This is a genomic window from Bartonella sp. AP19HLJMH, assembly GCF_042196245.1.
GTDB lineage: Bacteria > Pseudomonadota > Alphaproteobacteria > Rhizobiales > Rhizobiaceae > Bartonella.
In genome coordinates this window covers 1-2,257 of the sequence record NZ_JBHIPX010000024.1, presented here as the reverse complement: position 1 = coordinate 2,257, position 2,257 = coordinate 1, and the positions used below count along the sequence as shown (strand labels likewise).

Annotated in this window: 1 pseudogene; it reads left to right on the top strand. The window is 45.8% G+C overall.

The features are described from left to right. Window positions 1-2,257: pseudogene (locus ACFINR_RS08645) on the top strand (hypothetical protein); the annotation flags it as partial.

Genomic DNA, 2,257 nt, shown 5'->3' with positions numbered 1-2,257 from the left:
CAGCGAAGAGCACAGCAGAAGAAGCCAAGAATGTAGCGGATAGAGCAACAGAGAAAGTAGAGCAAGCTGTAAGAGAGGCTAGCGATGCGAAATCTAAAGCGGAAAGTTTAAAGACTGTTGCGACTGAAGCGAAATCCACGAGTGAACAAGCAAGTCAAACAGCCTCTAATGCTAAAAGTTTATCAGAAGAAGCAAAGGTTAAAGCAGAAAGTGTAGAGAGAGTTGCGAATGAAGCAAATCAAACAGCGACTTCTTCGAAGAGCGTATCAGAAGAAGCAAAAGAAGAGGCAAGTAATGCCAAAGCGATAGCCTTAGAAGCGAAAAGTGCAGCGGATACAGCAACAGCGACGGCTCATCAAGCCCAACAGAGTGCAGAGGAGGCTACAAAATTAGCTTCTGAAGCGAAAGCGGTAGCAGAGTCTGCGGCGCGTTCAGGAGAGACGGCAGGGCAGGTTGATGCAGAAGCGTTGAAGGGTATAGCTACAGCAGCAAAGAGTAAAGCGGAAGCAGCAGAGAAGGTAGCAGAAGAAACGAAAGGTGCTTTGGATGGTCTAAAACAATTAGCCAATAGTGCGAAGTCGACAGCGGACGAGGCAAAGAAGGTAGCTGATGGTGCACAAAAGAAGGCATCACAGGTAGAGACAGTAGCGGGTGAAGCTGAAAAGATAGCGAAAGAAGCCAAACAGACAGCAGGTTATGCCAAGCATGATGCGGAGCAAGCGCGTAGTGAGGTGGAAAATGCAAAAAGCACAGCGAATGCAGCGTGGAATAAAGCCCACAAAGCGAATGAAACAGCAGATAGTGCTAAGCTTACAGCAAGTTTAGCAGAAACGGCAGGCGAAGAAGCCAAGAAAATAGCGGAGAAAGCCAATAACTACGCGTATGAAGCAAAAGATGAAGCCGAAAAAGCCAAGGAAATAGCCAATAGTGCAAAATATGCAGCAGGAGAGGCGAAAAAGGCAGCTGAAACAGCGGGTAAGAAAGCCGCGTCTTTAGAAGCAGCCGCAGAAGAAGCACAAAAAATAGCACAGGAAGCCAAACAGACAGCAGGTTATGCCAACCATGATGCTGGGCAAGCTCGTAGTGAGGCGGAAAAGGCAAAAAGCACAGCAAATGAAGCGTGGAGTAAAGCTTACGACGCGAATGAAGCAGCCAATAACGCTAAGACTATAGCAAGATTAGCAGAAATGGCAGGTGAAGAAGCCAAGAAAATAGCAGAGAAAGCCGATGACCGAGCGTATGAAGCCAAGAATGAAGTAGAAAAAGCCAAGGAAATAGCGAGTAATGCAAAATATATAGCAGGAGAGGCGCAAAAGGCAGCTGAAACAGCGGGTAAGAAAGCCGCGTCTTTAGAAGAAGAAGCGGAAGAGGCACAAAAAATAGCCAAGGAAGCCAAGGAGTCTGCTGGTTATGCAAGACATGATGCGACGCAAGCGCGCAATCAGGCAGAAAATGCAGAGAAAATAGCCTCGTCTGCGAGGAGTAGGGTTATTGATATCAACCAAGTGGTTGAGAATTTTAAAGCCCCCGTAAGTTTAGCGCGGATGTACTCAGAAGAAGCCAAGAAAAAAGCCGAGTCGGCAGATTCACAAGCCTATCAAGCCAAGAGCGAAGCCGAAAAAGCCAAAGAAGTAGCCGATAGAGCGAAAAGGACAGCAGAAGAAGCCAAAACAACAGCCGATACGACGAAACAAGAGCTTGGAGGTATCAAGAGTTCCCTAGCAACGGCAACAACAGCCCATACAGTAGCTTCACAGGCAAAAGCGCTAGCGGAAGAGGTAAACAATTTACTGAAACAGTCCAATTTAACGGTTCTTTCAATTTCCACCCCGTTTCTTGTAGCGACAGGCAAAGCGCAATTAACCTTGAAAAAAGGAACACGCATAACTTTGGCATTAGGCAATGATATTTTAGTTGCAAGTTATACGGTAGATACAAGAATAAGCGTTCCTTCTCTTTCGGCGGGTAAGGATTATTATGTTTATTTGGTTTCTGATGGAGGACAGTCTCATAAATTTGTTTTATCAGAAAACTCTACGTATCCAAGGGATTACACAGTGAGTAATTCGCGAAAGATAGGAGGGTTTCATACGCTCTGTGCGGATGTTGGTACGATTTCCGGTCATCCATTGTCTGGTTATAGAGCAGGGGATATTTTACCCAATTCAGTTTGGTGTCTCAATCACCGTCCGCATAGTTCACCAGAAGGTATGGTTTATGACCCCTCTACAGATCTTTGGGTTGATATTTATCTTCA